This is a genomic window from Natranaerofaba carboxydovora, from assembly GCF_022539405.1.
Taxonomy (GTDB): Bacteria; Bacillota; Natranaerobiia; order Natranaerobiales; family Natranaerofabaceae; genus Natranaerofaba; species Natranaerofaba carboxydovora.
In genome coordinates, this window is sequence record NZ_CP054394.1 from 2,784,168 (window position 1) to 2,801,150 (window position 16,983).

General features: G+C 36.6%; 17 protein-coding genes. 8 read left to right on the plus strand and 9 right to left on the minus strand.

Translation table 11 applies throughout. The annotated features are described in order from the left end of the window. Positions 1–82: 82 nt before the first annotated feature. Both ACONDI_RS13155 and ACONDI_RS13160 read right to left on the minus strand, forming a co-directional pair. Positions 83–919, minus strand: a complete 837-nt coding sequence (locus ACONDI_RS13155) for a lytic transglycosylase domain-containing protein (protein ID WP_241079003.1) — start codon at positions 917–919, stop codon at positions 83–85. 145 nt (positions 920–1,064) lie between these two features. Then, entirely contained in the window at positions 1,065–1,235 is a 171-nt protein-coding gene (locus ACONDI_RS13160) for a hypothetical protein (protein ID WP_241079004.1), read from the minus strand. Positions 1,236–1,522: 287 nt separating this feature from the next. Between ACONDI_RS13160 and thiL the strand changes: the two genes are divergently transcribed. Continuing rightward, positions 1,523–2,611, plus strand: a complete 1,089-nt coding sequence (gene thiL / locus ACONDI_RS13165) for a thiamine-phosphate kinase (protein ID WP_241079005.1) — start codon at positions 1,523–1,525, stop codon at positions 2,609–2,611. Here thiL and ACONDI_RS13170 read toward each other — a convergent pair. Continuing rightward, positions 2,608–3,303, minus strand: coding sequence for a hypothetical protein (locus ACONDI_RS13170; RefSeq protein WP_241079006.1), 696 nt, complete (start codon positions 3,301–3,303; stop codon positions 2,608–2,610). The genes thiL and ACONDI_RS13170 overlap by 4 nt on opposite strands. Positions 3,304–3,408: 105 nt before the next feature. Here ACONDI_RS13170 and ACONDI_RS13175 point away from each other — a divergent pair, with 105 nt between their 5' ends. From ACONDI_RS13175 to ACONDI_RS13195, 6 genes are all read left to right on the plus strand, one after another. Beyond that, the gene (locus ACONDI_RS13175; RefSeq protein ID WP_241079007.1) at positions 3,409–3,747 is read left to right on the plus strand and encodes a hypothetical protein; all 339 of its coding nucleotides are present in this window, start codon (positions 3,409–3,411) and stop codon (positions 3,745–3,747) included. 129 nt (positions 3,748–3,876) lie between these two features. Next, positions 3,877–4,254 (plus strand): hypothetical protein, encoded by a 378-nt coding sequence (locus ACONDI_RS13180; RefSeq protein ID WP_241079008.1) that lies wholly within the window; start codon positions 3,877–3,879, stop codon positions 4,252–4,254. Between the two features lie 26 nt (positions 4,255–4,280). Then, positions 4,281–4,643: a P-II family nitrogen regulator gene (locus tag ACONDI_RS13185; RefSeq protein ID WP_241079009.1), complete on the plus strand. Its 363-nt coding sequence runs from the start codon at positions 4,281–4,283 to the stop codon at positions 4,641–4,643. Positions 4,644–4,707: 64 nt separating this feature from the next. Then, positions 4,708–5,160: a cation:proton antiporter gene (locus ACONDI_RS15705; protein WP_277397778.1), complete on the plus strand. Its 453-nt coding sequence runs from the start codon at positions 4,708–4,710 to the stop codon at positions 5,158–5,160. 98 nt (positions 5,161–5,258) lie between these two features. Next, entirely contained in the window at positions 5,259–5,912 is a 654-nt protein-coding gene (locus tag ACONDI_RS15710; RefSeq protein WP_338086453.1) for a cation:proton antiporter, read from the plus strand. Between the two features lie 48 nt (positions 5,913–5,960). Continuing rightward, positions 5,961–6,326, plus strand: a complete 366-nt coding sequence (locus tag ACONDI_RS13195) for a hypothetical protein (protein WP_241079010.1) — start codon at positions 5,961–5,963, stop codon at positions 6,324–6,326. A gap of 156 nt (positions 6,327–6,482) precedes the next feature. On the opposite strand, the gene ACONDI_RS13200 is transcribed toward ACONDI_RS13195, so the two are convergent. Further along, positions 6,483–8,924, minus strand: a complete 2,442-nt coding sequence (locus ACONDI_RS13200) for a Lon protease family protein (protein WP_241079011.1) — start codon at positions 8,922–8,924, stop codon at positions 6,483–6,485. 357 nt (positions 8,925–9,281) lie between these two features. On the opposite strand from ACONDI_RS13200, the gene ACONDI_RS13205 reads away from it, so the two are divergent. Further along, positions 9,282–10,214, plus strand: a complete 933-nt coding sequence (locus ACONDI_RS13205) for a DUF4438 domain-containing protein (RefSeq protein ID WP_241079012.1) — start codon at positions 9,282–9,284, stop codon at positions 10,212–10,214. Positions 10,215–10,253: 39 nt separating this feature from the next. On the opposite strand, the gene ACONDI_RS13210 is transcribed toward ACONDI_RS13205, so the two are convergent. From ACONDI_RS13210 to ACONDI_RS13230, 5 genes are all read right to left on the minus strand, one after another. Next, positions 10,254–11,846: a M28 family peptidase gene (locus ACONDI_RS13210; RefSeq protein WP_241079013.1), complete on the minus strand. Its 1,593-nt coding sequence runs from the start codon at positions 11,844–11,846 to the stop codon at positions 10,254–10,256. Between the two features lie 77 nt (positions 11,847–11,923). After that, complete coding sequence (gene recD2, locus ACONDI_RS13215; protein WP_241079014.1) at positions 11,924–14,209, minus strand: SF1B family DNA helicase RecD2; 2,286 nt, start codon at positions 14,207–14,209, stop codon at positions 11,924–11,926. 384 nt (positions 14,210–14,593) lie between these two features. Then, complete coding sequence (locus ACONDI_RS13220) at positions 14,594–14,983, minus strand: DUF192 domain-containing protein (protein ID WP_241079015.1); 390 nt, start codon at positions 14,981–14,983, stop codon at positions 14,594–14,596. 57 nt (positions 14,984–15,040) lie between these two features. Then, positions 15,041–15,982, minus strand: coding sequence for a type II secretion system F family protein (locus tag ACONDI_RS13225; protein ID WP_241079016.1), 942 nt, complete (start codon positions 15,980–15,982; stop codon positions 15,041–15,043). Positions 15,983–15,998: 16 nt separating this feature from the next. Continuing rightward, positions 15,999–16,970: a type II secretion system F family protein gene (locus ACONDI_RS13230; protein ID WP_241079017.1), complete on the minus strand. Its 972-nt coding sequence runs from the start codon at positions 16,968–16,970 to the stop codon at positions 15,999–16,001. Between the last annotated feature and the right edge of the window lie 13 nt (positions 16,971–16,983).

Below are 16,983 nucleotides of genomic sequence, written 5' to 3' on the forward strand. Positions count from 1 at the left end.
ACAATCCTTAGATTTTAACAACCATTAACCGTATAATTTTAGCAGCTATTAAAAAGCTACATAATTTAAAAGCTGTGTGGATCTAGAAGCTGTGTGAAATGTCTATCTTGTTCTCGTATTTATCAGCCTTTTCTAGAACTATTCTAGAAAAACCACTTTCGGCAGTACCTGACCTTCTCATAAAAGTTTGCAGACCACCTTCGCCGCGGTTGTAAGCAGTAAGGGCCTTATGAAGATCACCGTCATATTCTTCTATAAGCTTATTCAGATATTTAGTTCCAAGCTGAATATTATAATCCGGCTCAAATAATCTATCCTCACTGAATTCAACACCTTGACTGGCCGCCATATATCTTGCAGTAGTTGGCATAAGCTGCATTAAGCCTAAAGCTCCGGCACTACTCACATTTGTTGGATCAAAAACACTTTCTACTCGGATCAAGCCCAGTAATAGGTAAATGTCCAAATCATATTCTAGAGATTTTCGTACTAGTATGTCAGCCCATTCTTCTTCCATAGGGGTTTTTTCAGCTATCTCCTGAACCTTGATCTCTCGGATTTCTTCTTCAGTCTTAACACGGCTTACCCTGTTGTTCATAGATCCATCATTTGAAGCAGCTTTTCGGATGTTTTCTTCCAGATTATCTCTACTTTTTTCGCTGTTTATCGTTCTAAATATATCTAAGTTATCTATATTATCTATATTGTTATAAGTTCTATTTTTCTCGCTAGAGCCACTCGTTGTAGAGCCATTAGATGTAGAGTTATTAGATGTTCCTTCTATTATAACATCTCTATCCATAAAAGAGAAAGAAAACCTCTGATCTTGAAAAGGGATAAAATAATTAATAACCAATAATCCCATCACAAGAAATAGTAGAAGCTTTTTAACTTTTATTAGCTCTTTAATCTTATTCATAATTTATCACTCCTTTCTCTACCGTGGAGTTTTCACTTTAAAGTATCCAAAAGTAGATTTCACTTTGACCAACATAACTCTAATACTTATATAAAAAAAAATCAAGGAATAATTTAACAGTTTTTAATAATTCCTATCATTTTTCTTACTGTTTTTTCTTTTTAACATCATCAATTTTGATAAACCTGGACTCCATATCAAATATACATTCCATACAGTTGTCACATTTTTTCTTCCTGTTCACATCACAGATATCACATTCACCACATTCGTTACATTTTTTTGTATCCTCTAAAACACAAAAGCTGACAGCCATTTTTAAAACTCCTTTCATAAAAAGTTCAAATTCATTTCTATATTCATCTCTATTTTTGGCTAACTTAACATTTTAACATAAGATCAAATATTACGCACATTAAATATTTTTTTATCAACAAACCCTCCTTTAGCATTTACTATCTATTTTGCCCTCTAATAATGTACAATCCACTTCGGCTTTTTATTCCTCAAAAACTTGTCAAATCATTGTAAATTAATATTTTCCCCGTAAATTTAGCTTTTATACATATCAAAATTTGAGAGAAATTCTGATATAATTGGGGCATGACTAAAAATATGGATGAATTCAAATTAATCAACTGGATTAAACAATTTAATAATGAAGCAATTGGCGATGATACAGCCGTTTTAAGTGTCAGCGAAGGTAAAGACCTTCTTGCTACAGCAGATATGCTGGTGGAGGGTACTCATTTTTTGACAGGCAAAATCTCTCCATTTCAACTAGGTCATAAAACCCTCGCAGTAAATCTAAGTGACATAGCAGCTATGGGAGGCAGCCCAAAACATATAATCCTCTCCTGCTGCTGGTCTAAAAGCTATCAAGAAGAAGATGTAAAAGAGTTTTTTAGGGGGCTTTTTTCCCTTGCTGATAGATATAATGTAAAACTTGCAGGTGGAGATACCTGTGGTGGAGAGAAAATCACCCTTGATCTATGTCTTTTAGGCGAGGTAGAGAAGGGGAAGGAAGTAAAGAGAAGCACTGCAAAAGAAGGGGATTATATAGTAGTCACAGGCCCCCTTGGAACATCTGGGGCCGGCCTTGAGATTGTATTAAATGATAACAATAATTATAATCAAATCTGTATAAATGATGATATTAATGATGGTATAAATTGTGGTATAAACGATAATAAAGTTAATTCTTTAAATAAAGAAGAAAAAGACCTCCTTCTTAATGCCCATTTGGTGCCAGAACCCAGAGTTAATGAAGGAAAAAAACTTGGAGAGCTAGAGCTTGTTAATTCCATGATAGATGTTAGCGATGGGCTATCAAGTGAGGTCTATCATCTAGCCGGCTGTAGCGACAAAGGCGCTATTATATATGAAAGCAAAATACCTATCCTAGAGCCTGTGAAAAAACTTGGCGAAAATCTTGGCAAAGACCCTGTAGAATGGGCACTTACAGGCGGGGAAGATTATCAGCTTTTAATGACTGTTAACGAGAAAAACTTAGATAAAGTTTTGGAGACAGTAGAAAACCTTAAAAAAACCAGTCATAACTATAGTCAATACTTTAGTCAATTTGGTTCCCCAGAAGTTATAGGTAAAATAGTAGCCAAAAGAGACGGGGTAAAGATAGAAAAAAATAATATTAAATATGAATTAGACAGTAGGGGATATACCCATTTTTAATTAAGCTCATAATCGTCAATTACTATGTTTAACTGTTCATAGCCGTTTTCATGCACTTCTTGTTTTACAAGACCTATCTCAGGGACATAGTAGCGTACATCCTGCAGTTCTACTGTTTCACCATCCATCTCTAATGTCAGATTCTTCTCTACTTTTAGTGCATTGTAGCTTCCATCAGGAAGTTCTAACTCCATAAAACCTTTTTGGTCAATTTTGCCTTCTCCTTTGTAATGTAGGTCTCTTCCGCTAATTGTTTCAAGTTCCCCGTCCCACTCCCATGATTTGGCTTCACCTGGAGGGTCTTTTATCAAATATTCCGGCGGCACCCTGTTGTAGGTACCCCAGGGGTTTGACATCTGAAACCACAAAAGCCCTTCATCATCATACGAATAATGCTCATAAGTTTGATAACTGCCAAAGTCAAATTCTACTTGATAAGTTTTGCCAAATTCTTCATCTTCTTCTACAGAATAGACCGAAATGCTAAGCTCCTCCTCTTCCCCGCCATCTACCTGATAACCCCATTCGTTTCCCTCTTCTAAGGGCCACATCTTTTCAAGTTCTGCTTCTTTTTCACCTGTAAAACAACCAGGCATTAAAGATATTATTACGATGAAAATAAAAATAATAAAAATCCTGGTTAGATTCCAGCAAAAATTTAGTTCTGACCTGGCTTTATTTAAACATTTCACTTAAATCACCTCTCATATAATTTAAGAAAATTAACCAATCATAAAATTTAGGGTTCATATCTGGGCGACATTATTTTATAATATGTGGCAGGGGAGGTGAGAAATTTGGAGCAAGCTGTCAATTTTGTATCCGGAGTATTATTTGAAACAACTGTTGGTCCTTTTATCATTGCTCTCTCTGGAATATACGCTCTGTTTTTGTTGGTAGATCTGATCAAAGGCAAAAAACAAAATAAGTTGTCAAGTTATGCGACTCTAAAAGGTAGATATATATACAAAGGTGCTGGTATAAGTATTAGGCTAAAAAGTTCTGGTGGATGGAAAACTGGTGAATTTGTTGGTGCAGATCAAAATGGCTATCTTATAATAAAGACTGAGAGTGATGCTAAGCTAATTGTTGATCCACATTTCGTAAGCGATGTCAGAGTTTTTGACAACAATTAATAAATTTTTTAAACTCCAATACTCCCTTTTAACGGGAGTTTTTTATTTTGTGCTAAGTGTGCTAAATATTATATAATATTGTATAATGTAATGAGTTTGTTTTATATAAGTTTAGCCAGGAGGAAGTGTATGCTCCCTAGTAAAATATTAGTTTTAGTCCTTTTAATTTTTGCGTTTGTCATCGTAGGTGGTGTGGCTTTAGTAAGAATAATGGCCGGCCTTGCCGGAGGGTTATCTTTGCTTACGATTACCATATTACTTCCCTTGATAATAGGAATTATATATGGATATAATGAAAGAAGCCTTGATAATTTTAAGAGCTGGTTTTTTAACACGCCCAAAAAGAAAGTTATCTTAAGGTTTTCAGTTGTTTTTTGGTATATTGGATTAATGTTTATCCTCTCGTATTCACTTTATGATAATATTTCTGGAAATATAACTTTTGTTGCATCAGGAGGGTTTTTGCTAGGTTATGGTTCCTATATAGCTTTGTCAAAAGTTTTATAATTTTATTTGGTTAAGGAGGGGTTATTTTGCATCTATTAGTTATAATTATTAGAGATAAATCAAAGCTAACACCGGTCTTAGATAAACTTTTTGAGGTAGATGTTAGGGGAGCTACTGTAATCGAATCTCAAGGGATGGGCCATTTAATAGCTGATCATGTCCCTTTTTTTTCAAGATTTGCAGAAATAGTAAATAAAAACGAACAGGGAAGTAAGACTATATTTTCTGTAGTAAAGGATAAAGACATTCTTGATAATGCCATATTAGAAATTGAGAAAATTTGTGGGAATTTGGAAGATCCCAATACAGGCTTCTTGTTTACAATACCGGTAGATTATGCCAAAGGATTCCCGGCGCAACAACCGGACAAAAAATTCAATCGAAAATGATTTTTAAAATAATAAAGTTTTAGAAATCATATTATAGCAAAAATTGTTTGGAGGTTAACCGACATTGGATGGGTTAATAGCAGTAGGTATTATTCTATTAGTTGGTGGCATAGGGGGATATGTTTCCAACAAGATCAATCTCCCTGCCGTTACAGGGTACATTATTTTTGGACTTTTTATAGGACCTTCTTTTTTAAATATACTTACAGATGTACGTTTGGAAGAGTTCTCTCCTTTTAATTCTTTTGCCCTTGGAATAATAGCTATAACAATTGGTTATGAGCTAAAGTATGACAGGCTTCGCCAGCTAAAAAGCCAGGTTTTAAAAAGCTTTCTGGTGGAGAGTCTTTTTACAGTAATTATAACAACCCTTTTAGTTTATATACTTGGACTTGAGCTTAGGCTTGCGGTGCTTTTAGGTATTCTAGCTATGACTACATCACCAACAGGAGTAATGGCAGTATTAAAGGAGTATAATGCAACAGGACTTTTTCAAGAGTTACAATATCCCAGCTAGCCATGGATAATCTTTTATGCATTATTCTATTCGGTTTTGCAACATCAATCATACAATCGCTAGAAAATATCGAAACTTCCTTTGGCATAGTCCAGTTTATGCTAGTATTCGGAGAGTTGTTTTTAGCAATCTCTATAGGGATTGTAGCAGGTGTTATAATATCTTTCCTAGCACCAAGGACAAATAACAATGCCAAAATACTTGTAGCTTTAATTGGAATAATAGCTTTAAGCACAGGTATTGCCGAGACTTTTCAGTTGTCACCTATTTTATTAAACATGACTACAGGGGTTACAATAACAAATCTATCTACTATGCGAAATAAAATATTTAAGGTCCTTGAAGGAATAGAGCTCCCGGTTCTTGTAGCTTTTTTGACCCTTGCAGGAGCCAAGTTAAATATTAGCTTAATACCTGATGTAGGACTTATAGGCGTGGGTTATATTTTTGCAAGAAGTATTGGAAAGATTATTGGTGCCCGGGTTGGCTGCCGTCTTGCAGGTTTTGAAAAATGTTACAGAGAAAATCTAGGTTTTTCTCTTATTCCCCAGGCAGGGGTTGCCATTGGACTTAGTGTAATTGCAGAACAAAAACTTGATATGGATGTAGGTGTTGTGACAACTGTTATTCTAGCGGCGGTTATAGTGTTTGAAGTTATTGGGCCTTTGCTCGTAAAGTTTGCATTACAAAACACTGGAGAAGTAGAAGGCGAAACACAAGAGTCTGAAAACTCCGAAAAAATGGAGGATTAAATACTTTAGTCACCTCTTGGGAAGGCTACTGTGGGAGGTGACTATTTTTTGAGAAAAGATTTCGGTGTTTTTACTGAGGATTTGACAAAAGACAGAGATATATATGAAGTAAGTTATATGTGGGTCAGAAGACTTGAAGATACCATATCTTTTTTGGAACAAAAAGGGATGTTAGAAGATGCTACAAAGGATATCTTTAATGTATTAGATTTCTTAGAAGAAAAACTTTTTCCCGAGATAGAATTTGGAGGTAGAGAACATAAATCCAAGATTTTAGAATCCAAGGAGCATCTTAAAAGTGAACTAAACCGGGAAGTACCATCTAAAGCCATAGTTATAGAAAAGGGAACTGAATTAATAGAAAATTTGAAGCCTTATTTGAAGAGCAGGATAGACAAAAGAAATAAGTTATAAATATTTGTGTGAGGTATACCAACGCTCGCTAGGATTTGCTAAAAAGAACGCAAATCAAAAGCTCCTTATGGTATACCTACACACAAATTCAAACAGAAGAAAACCTTCAAAACCAGACCAAAAGCCTAAATCCTTATCAGTCTAATCGTCGTCACTTTACTCTGGTGTGTCGTTCGTTTTTTCTTCTTTTTCTTCATTTTTGTTGTCTTCTTTTTCTTTTGGTGTTTTTTGAAATTCTTTTATTTGGTTTTTGGCTCTCATATAGATACTGTCTTCAGAAGGATCTTCATCTTCTAGTCCTGACGGTAGTTCAGTCAAAATTTCGATCCCTTCAGAGATGCTTGTAATGGAATAAACGTTGAATTTGCCTTCTTTTACAGCATCTATTATTTCATCTGAGAGGTTAAGATTTTTTTCATTTTGTTTTGGAATAATTACTCCTTCATTTCCGGTAAAACCTTTATTTTTGCAGGTAGCAAAATACCCTTCGATCTTTTCTGTAATACCACCAACAGGTTGTATTTCACCTTTTTGGTTGACAGATCCTGTTACAGCTATGTTTTGTTTTATAGGGGCATCAGCTAAACTTGATAATATGGCATAGAGCTCGGTACTTGAAGCGCTATCTCCATCTATCATCCCGTAGGACTGCTCACAGCACAGGCTGCAGGAAAGGCTAAATGGCATCTCCTGAAAAAATACATCTCCAAGATAGCTAGATAAGATCATTACACCTTTGTCATGGATTTTGCCGCTTAACTTTGCTTCCCTTTCGATATTTATGATACCTTTTTTGCCAGAAAAGGTATTCGCTGTTATCCTAAATGGCTTACCAAATCGAAAGTCACCTAGATCATTTACCGCAAGACCGTTAACCTGGCCTATAACTTTTTCTCTGGTATCTATCATTAAAATGTTTTCGTCTATTAGCTCCTGAATTTTTTCTTCAGGCCTGTTACTTCTATATACTTTTTCATCTATGGCTCTTTCGACATGTTCTTTGTTTACAGTATTTTTATCATCTATTTTGGCCCAGGTGTCCGATTCGTAAGCTAACTCTACCATATCATTAAACCTTGTAGATAACTTTTGTTGGTGATCGGCAAGCCTTGAGCTGTGTTCTATCACCTTTGCCACTGCAGCAGCTGTAAAAGGTCTTAAGTTCTTTTCTTTGCAGTGAGAGTAGATAAAAGAAGCCATTTTGTGTACATTAACGTTTGATCTTTCCATTGTCTCATCAAAATCAGCTTTAATCTTAAACAGCTTGGAAAAATCTTCTTCATAGTTGTACAAGAGCTGATAAATTTGTCTTGTGCCAACTATTAAAACCTTAAGGTCTATCGGGATCGGTTCTGGCCTAAGAGAAGAGACTGCAATAACGCCCATCTGCTCACCCATATTTTCTATTCTTAGCTCCCTTGTATTAAGAACTCTTTTGAGAGCATTATATGATACAGGGTTTCTAAGCAGATCATTGGCTTGCAAAATCAAAAAGCCACCATTTGCCCTGTGAAGTGCACCCGGCTTTATCTGTGTAAAATCTGTCGTTGTCGTTCCCATTTTGTTAACATACTCCATCTTACCAAGAAGGTTATAGAAAGTTGGGTTTGTCTCCACTATTACCGGAGCACCAGATAGATCGCTGTTATCCACCAAGAGGTTTATCTCGTAGCGAAGGAAAAAGTCATCGGTTTGGGCATCTGTTTTAAGGAATGGAAACATTGCCCCCTGGGACTCATCCTGGCTTGCCGTAAATTTGTCAAGGTTATCTAGTATATCATTTTCTACCTGTTCTAAGTATTCTTTTACTGATTCATTTTTTTCGTATCTTTCTTTTAAAGGTTTCATCAAAGGAGCCAGGCTTGATAGGGCCATCTCCTCTCTAAGGTTATCTAATTTATCTTTTAGTTCTCTTTCTTCTTCTCTTATTTCCCTTATAATCTTCATTACATGGACCTGAATTTCTGAAGATTTTTCTTCTATCTCCCGTCTTTTATCTTCATCTAGTTTTTCATATTCTTCTTCATTTATCTCTTTTCCCTCTACCATAGGGATAGTAACTATCCCGGAAGAAGTGTGTTTGAAGCGAAATCCATACTCTTCGCCTATTTGGTTTAATTTGTCCATTAATTTGGACCTTTTATTTTGGAATTCTTTAACCAGCTGTGCTTTTCTTTCTTCAAAGGTCTGTTCTTTTAGTGCTTTTGGAAGTTCTGCTCTAGCATTTTCTATTAGCTCTCTCATGGTTTTACAAAAATGTTTTCCCTCGCCTGGTGGCAGTTCTAGGGCTTTAGGTTCTTCTGGTTTTTTGAAGTTAAAAACGTAGCACCAGTCTGACGGGGTCGGGGCCTTTTCTGCCCTGTCATTTGCCATAGCTTTGGCATAGCTAGTTTTGCCGGTACCTGGAGAACCAGCAAGATAAATGTTATAGCCTGGTTTGTCTACATTAAAGCCAAAATTAACAGATTTCATTGCCCGCTCCTGGCCGACAAGCCCTGTTAGGGAAGGGGCCTCATCTGTGGTTTCAAAGTCAAAAATCGAAGGATCACAGTAATTCTTTAGCTTTTCTGGGTTTAACATAAACTTATCAAATTCCATATAACTGACTCCTTTCCTGAGATCTCCTTTTTTATGCTATTAATTTATACAAAACCGACCATCATAAGCACGAAGGCCGATGTAATTAAATGAATAATTAAACCCAACATTTTTACATCACTCCTAAAATATTCTTGTACCCAAAGCCTCCCTCTCAGAGATACTTAACACTACCTTCTCTAAACATGGATGACTTTCCTGCCAGAAAATAGCATGCGACCACCACAAAAAGGATCTTGTAGTATATTTTTTCTGGTAAAGGAAAATTTAAATGAAAAAAGGAGATAAAGGAGTTTTAGAAGAATATGCAATATGTGCTAAGAAACATATTCATCCTACAGATTGGAGGTTTTTGGATTGCTTAAGACAAACAAAGATAAACTTGTAAAGATGGCAGTACAGGGGAGTATAGCACCTCCAGCAACCGGGCCATACAGGATAACCACCGAAGGAAAAGCTCTAACCCTTCCAGGCACGGGAGGCATAACTTATAATGTCAGGTTAGGAAGTTCTGCCATGGGTTGGGTAGCTGATCATGTTGAACCCGGGGTTAGTATTAAAGAAAAGGACGAAAGGGATAATAGCGGTCTTCAGACTTTTGCTTGTATAGGTAATACTGCAAGAGTAATTAGCGGTGACGCCAAGAAGAAAAAAGGTGTGGTTATAGGAAAACACGGTGGTATAGAACACGTTCTGGTAGATTTCAAGGATGAAGCAATGTACAAAATGGCCATGGGAGACAAAATTCTGGTGGACTCCTTTGGAACAGGTCTAAGCCTTGAAGATTATCCTAATATTAAGATTAGAAATATCGATCCAGACCTTTTTGAAAAGCTTGATATCAAAGAAAAAGACGAAGGCATTGAAGTTCCTGTAACTACAACAATACCACCTTATCTCATGGGCTCTGGCATTGGGGCAAACACATCCCATCGCGGGGATTATGATATAATGACCCATGATCCTGAAGCTTACAAAAAACACAATCTGGATGAACTAAAGATTGGTGATTTGGTTCTACTAGAGGACTGCGATAATGAATATGGTCGAGGCTACCTAAAAGGAGCAGTAACAATAGGTGTGATAATACACAGTGACTGTGTTGTAACGGGCCATGGACCAGGGGTTACTACAATAATGACCAGTAAAAAACCCGTCATTAAAGGTAGAATCGACAAAAACGCAAACATATCAAATTATATAGAATTTGAAGAGGATGATGAAAATGAAGATAATGACAATGACAAGAATAATTCAAAAGAAAATAATAAAGAGAATAAAGACGATTAGAACAACAGTGAAAATAGCGTCAAAATGAAGCTAAGTAAGTTAGTTTTGATTGGTGGCTAGTTCGTCAAGTAATTCCATAATTGTTTCGACGCTGTCATCTAAATATTCTTCACTTATAATATCTGGCCTATCCCCAGGGGTATGATAATATACGTCCTCACCATCTGTGTCACCATCATTTGTGTTGTCATAATTTGTGTCTTCATCATCCGTATCAAATGGCCTATAAAGATGAACAGCCGGGTAATCATTAATCACAAATGACCAGTGATCACTTCGGGGGGTAGGTCTTTTTCTCTCATATTCTAAAGTTTCTCTTCTATCAGAGAGTGAGTCTAAAGCAGAATGATAGCTTTTTGTCTCTGCTTTTAACACATCCTGACCGGCTCCTACCATGTCAATATTAATCACTTCCTTGATCTTATCAGATTTGACAGGCAGGTTACTGGCAAAATGTCTTGAACCCTTTAGTCCATCTTCTTCCCCACCAAATATTGCAACCATAATATTAAAAGGATATTCTTTATTTTCCCTATTTATCTTACTTATTGTCTCAAGGATGACACCAACTCCAGAAGCGTTGTCGTTAGCTCCGGGGATTGGTTCTCCTGTAATGGATATCCCTGGTGTATCAAGATGAGCTGTTAGTAATATATATGGATATTCTTTGGAGAAGGTTTTTTCGCCAATTAGGTTTGTACCTTCTGCATTTTCTTTTCTCGCAGCGTTTATCTCAATATTTGCTGTATGCTCTAGCGGAAATGATCTAGGGCTTTTTCTGGTTTCATAGTCTTCTATCCATTCTGATACACTAAATGAACCAAGTCTTAGAAGGCTATCTCCTATATCTTCATCTACCCACAGTACCGGTATAGGACTTAGCTCTCCGCTTCCTCTCCAGGAGGAGAATATCACTTCTCTTAGTTCTTCGTCATCATCTTCAACTATATAGATGAGGGAGTTAGCCCCTTTGTCAGCAATATTATCTGCCCTGTCATGATACGCACTATTAGGGAAGTCTCCAGGCAGGTTAAATAAAGAAACAGCAGTTTTGCCTTCCAAATCGACCCCTTCAAAATCGTTGTAGCCTGTGTTTTCGTCTTTTATCCCGTAACCAACAAACACCATATCATCATCTTGTATGTTTGCCCCTGCAGATGAGGGGTCAAAAATATATTGTTCCCCAAGAGCCGGTGTTAGCTCTCGTTCTTCATGGTCCTTTAGGCTAAAGTCAAGAGGCTCTTTTATCTGATTATAGGGTTGTTCGTATCTTTGGCGGTATGTTTTTTTGCCATCTTCTTCAATCACAGGATCAAGATCTAGTTCTTTGTAGATTCCTTCAACAAATCCTGTGGCCATCCTAAAACCTTCTCCGCCCGTTTTTCGACCCATAAATTCAGGATCGGCTATAATCTCAACTATATCCATGGCTCTAATGTCTTCACCGTTTTTGACCATATCGACGATTTCGTCAATTTCTTCATCTAGGTCATCATCAGTTCTTCTATCTAGTCCTACTGGTCCAGGGCCAAATATCAGATATAGACCTACCAAGATCACAATGATAATCACTGCAATCTTAATTATTCTTTTTACAATCCTGGTACCACTTCTCATAAAAGTTATCCTCAAAAAAAATCACCCTCCTCGCCCTTTATTAGCCAAAATATGCGAAGAGGGGAAATCTTAGACCTATTTTAGTTGTTTAACTATTTAAATTGTTTTAGGCGATAATCAAGAAGAGAATTTCTACTTTCAACTTTGTTATTTGAGATAGCCATCCCGATAGCTTTTTTGGTTCCTACAAGAACCACAAGCTTCTTGGCCCTTGTTATAGCTGTATAGATCAGGTTTCGCTGCAGCATGATAAAGTGCTGGGTCGTCACGGGCATAACAACTACCGGATACTCACTTCCCTGGCTTTTGTGAACGCTTACAGCATAGGCAGGGATTAAGGAATCAAGCTCATTTCTTTCATATTCTATAATCCTGTCTTCAGTGTTTTCTTCGAATCTTACCTTGATAGAACCTTCCTCTGCATCGACATGATGAATTATACCCATATCACCGTTAAAAACTTCTTTTTGGTAGTCATTTTTTAGCTGCATCAGCTTATCGCCAAGCCTGTAAGAAAATGTACCAAAAGATATTTCAGGTTTCTGCCCCGACGGGGGGTTAAGGGCTCCTTGAAGAGATGTGTTTAGATTATCTACCCCTGTATCTGTCCTTCTCATTGGAGCAAGGACCTGGATATCATCCCTTGGATGTAAGTTCTCGTACTTTGGTAGACGATGCTTGCATAAGGATATTATGGTGTTTACCACCTCTTCAGGCTCTTCTCTATTAATAAAGAAAAAATCTTTGTCTTTGACATTAAGCATTGGGAATTTGCCCTGGTTAATCCTGTGGGCATTAACTACTACCATACTCTCCTTGGCCTGGCGAAAGATAGTTTTTAGTCTAACGACAGGGATTTTGTGTGAGTCAATAATATCTCTTAATACATTACCCGCTCCAACTGAAGGTAGCTGGTCTATATCGCCAACAAGGACTAGCTTACATCCAGGCGGGACAGCTTTTACAAGCCGATTCATCAGCAAGAGATCTAGCATGGAAGCCTCATCTATGATTAAGAGGTCACATTCTAGGGGATTCTCAGTGTTTTTATTAAATTTCATTCCTTCTCCAGATTCATAAGAAAACTCCAAAAGTCTATGAATGGTTTTTGCCTCTTTCCCTGTGGCTTCACTCATCCTTTTGGCGGCTCTCCCAGTAGGTGCTCCAAGATATATATTAAGACCAAATTTTTCAGCAAGGTAAATAATACTTTTTATAACGGTGGTCTTTCCTGTTCCAGGACCACCCGTAATAACCATAGCTCCTGAGTGGGGCAGTTTGTTTAGGACTTCAAGCTGTTCAGTAGATAATTCAACTGTATTAGCTCCTTTAGTAGCTTCATTATTAACTTCTTTATTAGCTTCATTAGCTTCCTCATTACCCAATTTTTCCTTAGAAGCATCATCAGGGGTGCTAATGCTGCCCGCAAGGTTTTCGACCATTTTATTCCAGTTATTAAGGTGCTCTTTTAGGACTCCTCCCCCCATGGTTTCAAGCTCTGTTAATCTTTTTGCGATTCCTATCTCTGCATGGTAGTACGGGGGAAGATAGATGATTTGACCTTCTTCTTTGTTATCTTCTAGGATTATTTCTTTTGCTTTAGATAGTTCATCTATTATTGCTGGCATATCCTCTGTAGTTACTTCAAATTCAATTAGAGCCTCCTCAAGTTCTTTTTTGGTGAGATAAGTGTCTCCCTTGTTGGATGCTTCTTCTAGTATGTAGAGTATGGCTGCTTTTTTTCTTTCTTTTGAGTTTTCACCAATACCCATATTCCTTGCTATTTTGTCGGCTATCTTAAAACCTATACCAAAGACTTCTCTAGCAAGACAGTAGGGGTTTTCTGAGACTAGCTCCATAGTCTTGTCACCAAAACGCTTATATATCTTAAGGGCATAGGCAGGACTTACCCCAAAACCCTGCAAAAATACCATGATGTCTTTAACTTTTTTGTGCTCCAAAAATCCTTTAGAGATTTTTTTAGCTTTTTCTGCGCCTATTCCGTCCACTTCAGTAAGTCTTTCAGGATCGTTTTCGATAATTTGCAGGATGTTTTTGCCAAAATGGCTTACAAGGCTCTCGGCAGTTTTGGGGCCAATGCCTTTTATCATCCCAGAACCAAGAAACCTGACAAGTCCTTCTGTTGTTACAGGAAGTTTTATTTCATAGCTTTCTACATGGAACTGGCGGCCAAATTTTTTGTGGCTTTCAAATTTGCCGTTTACAACAAGCCGCTCTCCAGGTGTTAGCTCTGGCAGCTGGCCTACGACTGTTATTACTTCATTATCCGGCCTTGTAAGAAGTTTTGCCACGGTAAATAGATTATCAGAATTATGAAAAGTAATGTTTTTTAGAATACCTTCTAAGCTTGTGGTCAAAATATCTCCACTCCTATTCTATAGGACATAATGTGTAAAAAATACAATTAAAAATAAAACTTTGTTAAATACTTCAAAAATCAGTTTTATCTATACGAGTTAAATAAAAGGATCAAGTTTTAATAAAGCAAATATATGTTTCCAATAAAGATATTCAAGCTAAAGAAAAAAATTCCTTCTTAGTTTACATAAAGCAATGAAAAGAGCAAAAAAAAGACACAATCTGGCATATAATCAATGATGATATTATTTGATTTTCCACGCTAAAGTATATAAGCATGGCTTTAGTTTTTATTGCTAATACCTCTTCTATATATGAATCTTAGATGTATCAATAAAAATTTTGGACAAGGGAATATACTTTAGCTTGGAAAATGTAGACTTTCAATAAATAACTAACTTCTCACCTTCCATAAGGTTATATTGTTTAATTGTCCCTGCTTTAAGTTCTAATACTTTTTCGCTTTCTTTTATATAGGGGGAGATTCTAAAAGGGGGGATATCTTCTATCATGTGAACTATGGTATTGTATTCGTCCAAAAAAATCAGATCAAGGTTATAACGCATAAAAAAAGTATGAACCTGCTTACAGGGGATGATTAAGAGTCCCTTCCCCGAAGGCAGGTCTTTGGTTCCAAGAAGACCTTTTAATCTTTTGAAAAAAGTGTCGGCAACTTTTATATGCGAGCTAATCAGGACTTTATTATTTTTATTGTCATTATCATTTTCATAATTATCTTTATAAATAGAAGCCATAGTATAATCAGTCATCATACACCTCGGTATTTATAATTTATCACCCATCAGATATCACTCATCCGATATTTGACATTACATTGTCATCAACGTGTCTAATATCCTCAAGACCGCTGGTCCAAGCAAGATCACAAAAATTGCTGGGAATATAAAGAATACAAGGGGAAGAAGCATTTTGATTGGTGCTTTCATAGCCTGCTCTTCAGCTCTTTGGCGGCGTTTTCTGCGAAACTCTTTTGCTTCAACTTTCAAAACTTTGCTGATTCCAACCCCTAACTGTTCAGCCTGGATAACAGCATTTATAAATGCTGTAAGGTCTGATATGTCCACCCTGTTTTTCAGGTCAGTAAGTGCTTCTTTTCTGCTTTTTCCCATGCTTATTTCTGATATTACTTTGTTTATCTCCACAGCCAAGGGACCTTCTCCTTCATCGGCAACTTTTTTTAGAGAAGATTCAAAGCCAAGCCCGGCCTCAACACTAACGGTTAATAGATCTAGAAATTCTGGCAGGTCTCTTTGTATTGTATCTTTTCTTTTGGTTACTTTTCTAGTTAGCCATAACCTGGGTGCTAATATTCCAAATAGCAAGATGGCAGCTACTAACCACATTGAAAGTTGAAATAATACATATAAGGCTGTAGATAAAGCTAAGCTTAAACATATTATTAAAAAATATATCACCATAAATTCTCTAAAAGTTATAGTATGTGATAAGCCTGCTGCAATAACTTCTTTTTCAAGAGCTATTAATAACTTATTTGGCAATCGTCTTTCTAGTGAATTAGTAAGTCTACTATATACAGGTAAGACTACCCGTTTGTGTATAGGAAGTTCTAGAGCTTTTTGGATAGGTGTCTTAAGTGTGTTATCACCTGTTCCCTCTCCTGTAGTAGGTAGCTCTGCTATCTCAGATAAGCGTTCTTTTGTCTCAAGGTGTTTTCTAAATATTAATTTGTACAAGCTTAGAAAAATACCCGTAAAGCTAACAATCAAAAGTAAATACATGAAATATAACATAATCCTTCAACCCCTCTCAGACCTCTATACTTACAATCTTTTTTATTACAAAAGCCCCAATAACTTGACCAACAACTGCTAGCGTAATCATAAACAATCCTCGTGGGTCAGTAAAAAGATCAAGCACATATTCGGGGTTAACTACATAGAAAAATGCCCCAATTGCAACAGGAATAAACGAGATAATAATACCTGATAGCCTTCCTTGAGCTGTCAAGGTTTTTATCTCACCTTGAATTCGAAGTCTATCTCTAATGGTATCTGCTATACTATCTAGAACCTCAGCTAAGTTTCCACCCACCTGTCGTTGAATCAAGATAGCCGTGATCATTAACTCTAAGTCTTCAGAGGCAATTCTTTTACTCATATTTTTTAGTGCTTCTTCGGTTGAGATGCCAAGCTGCATTTCTTTTACAGTATAAGAGAATTCCTGCTTTGCAGGTTCTGGACTATCAAAGGAAACAACTTCTAAGGCTTTCATAAGGCTGTGACCTGATCTAAGTGCATTTGACATAGTTGTAAGTACTTCTCCAAGCTGTTCATTAAATAGCTTCCTTCTTTTATTAATTTTCATCTTCAAAAAGATTATCGGTAAATATAGTCCGATTACTACGCCTAGTAACAATCCGATAATTGATTGGGAAACCATGCTTCCAAAGCTACCAAACAACAGTGCAAAAACTATCAAGATGACTATAAATTCTTCCCCGCGAAGTAGTATCCCACTTTTCATCAGTTCTGCATCAAAATGCTGTCTTATCCCCTTAAGCCTATCTATTCTGGTAAAAATTTTGGCTATATCTTTTAGGCTTAGACGCAAGTTTCTTGCATCAGCTTTTAGAGGTGATTGATCTCTTACATCGTGTTCTTCATCTTTGGTATAGGTCTCAAGTCTTTTTAATAGATCTCTTTTTGGCTTTGTAAGCACCAAATATATGTTGTAGTATATCAAAAAGACCAATAAAAATATAATAAATATATAAGTCATAGAGGAAATCCTC